At 70.9% G+C, this 2,010-nt stretch carries 2 protein-coding genes; one reads left to right on the forward strand and one right to left on the reverse strand.

Features of this window, described 5'->3' with window-relative positions:
• Positions 1 to 40: 40 nt before the first annotated feature.
• Positions 41 to 1,255 carry a cytochrome P450 gene (locus SACHA_RS0101955; RefSeq protein ID WP_019806778.1) on the reverse strand — a complete coding sequence of 405 codons (1,215 nt, stop codon included), beginning with the start codon at positions 1,253 to 1,255 and terminating at the stop codon, positions 41 to 43.
• A gap of 237 nt (positions 1,256 to 1,492) precedes the next feature.
• Between SACHA_RS0101955 and SACHA_RS0101960 the strand changes: the two genes are divergently transcribed.
• The coding region (locus SACHA_RS0101960) for a Nif3-like dinuclear metal center hexameric protein (protein ID WP_019806780.1) at positions 1,493 to 2,010 on the forward strand (518 nt) is incomplete at its 3' end.

A 2,010-nucleotide genomic window follows, 5' to 3' on the forward strand; every position in this document is an offset into this window, starting at 1 on the left:
GCCCCGGTGCCCGTGCGGCACGGGGCGCGGCGGGCGGCGGTCAGTTCGGGGTGAAGCGCACCGGCACCGCGGCCGGGCCCCGGGTGTAGACACCCTCCTCGGCGACGGTGTGCCCGTCGGCGATCCGCAGGTCGGGCATCGCGTCGAGGAGCTGGTTCATGCCCACCTCGACCTCGGTGCGGGCCAGCATCGCACCGACACAGAAGTGCCTGCCGAGTGCGAACGACAGGTGCTGCGCGGCGGCGGTGAAGGCCGTGTTCGTCGGCAGGTCCTCGCGGAAGAGGTCGAAGGTGTTCGGGTCGGAGAACCGCTGCGGGTCCCGGTTGGCCGCGCCGATCAGGCAGGTCAGGGTGCTGCCCGCGGGCACGACACCGCCGGAGAGCTCGACGTCCTCCGCGGGCTGCCGCATGATCATGTGGACGGGGGGCGTGTACCGCAGTGTCTCGGCGAACGCCTGCGGGATCAGACTCCGGTCCCGCTGCACCGCGCGCAGCTGCTCGGGGTGCGCGGTCAGGTTCGCCACGATGCTCGCGAGGGCCTTGTCGGTGGTCTCCCCGCCCGCGGCGAGCAGCAGACTGACGAACGCCTTGATGTCCTCGTCGCTCATCCGGGTGCCGTCCACCTCGGCGGCACACAGGGTGGACAGCAGGTCGTCGGAGAGGTTGTCCCGGCGCTCCCGGATGATCGGGATCATGTACTCGGCGAGTTCGTCCCGGGTGCGCAGGCCGTCGGCGATGATGTCCGGATCCTGGCTGAGGTTGCCGAGGAACGCGATGATCGAGGTGTACCAGCGCTGGAACCGCTCGTGGTCGCCGCGGTCGAGGCCCAGCATGTCGACGATCACGTTGATCGGGAAGTGCCGGGCGAAGTCCTGCACCACGTCCGCGCTGCCGGTGTCCCGGAACCGGTCGATCAGCTCCCGGGCATTGCGCTCGATCACCGGCCGGAACCTCTGCTCCAGCTCCTGCCCCCGGAACGCGGGCGCCACCAGGGCCCGGCGCACGGAGTGCTCACGGCCGTCGAGCTGGAGGATGGTCTTGCCGTGGACGGGTTCGAGCTGCCACCCGTAGTTGTCGGTGGTGAACACGCCCTCCTTGAAGGCGCGGGCCACGTCGTCGTAGCGGAAGACGATGTAACTGCCCATGGCCTCGTGCCAGATCAGCGACGGGCCGTCGAACATCGCCTCGTAGGCGGAGTACGGGTCCGCGGCGAACTCGGGGGAGAGGATGTCGGGTGCTTCGCGTGCGGTGGTCATGACCCTCCTGTCATCCGTCCGGGTTGATGTCCCGGATCGGTCGCTGGCGGTGCCTGTGCCGTGGTCGCCGGCCCCGATCACTCGTTGACCCTGTGTCAGCGTGTGATGACCGCCCGCGAGACTAGCGATCATGTCCGGGATCTCGATGAGGTCGCCGACGAAGTTCCAACGGTCGGCCTAATGGCCACACGCCCGGACGTCGCACCGCGTGGTCGGCGCCCGTGGGAGGATCGGAGCATGACGTCGACCGTGTCCGATCTGATCGCCGCGCTGGATGCGGCCTATCCCCGGGAACTGGCCGAGTCGTGGGACGCGGTCGGCCTCGTCTGCGGCGACCCGGGCGAGGAGGTGGAGCGCGTGCTGGTCTGTGTGGACCCCGTGCGCGACACCGTGGACGAGGCGCTCGAACTCGGGGCCGGGCTGATCGTGGCGCACCATCCGTTGCTGCTGCGGGGCGTGCACGGGGTCGGGGCGGACACCACGAAGGGGGGGCTGGTCCACCGGATGATCCGGGCGGGGGTGGCGCTGTTCTGCGCGCACACGAACGCCGACTCCGCCGACCCCGGCGTGTCCGACGCCCTGGCGCACGCGCTCGGTCTGACCGTGCAGCGACCGCTGGCTCCGCACCCCGACGGGAACGGCCGGACCGGCCTCGGCCGGATCGGTGAGCTGCCGTCGACGGAACCGTTCGGTGACGTCGTGGAGCGTGCCGCGCGGGCGCTGCCGGGCACGCGGCCCGGCGTACTCGGGGCGGG

Origin of the sequence: Saccharomonospora halophila 8, from assembly GCF_000383775.1 — a bacterium.
In the GTDB taxonomy this organism is placed as follows: domain Bacteria; phylum Actinomycetota; class Actinomycetes; order Mycobacteriales; family Pseudonocardiaceae; genus Saccharomonospora; species Saccharomonospora halophila.

Bases quoted from the DNA above. Each gene is read 5' to 3' on its own strand.
- SACHA_RS0101955 (WP_019806778.1), bottom strand. From the start codon at position 1,255: ATGACCACCGCACGCGAAGCACCCGACATCCTCTCCCCCGAGTTCGCC.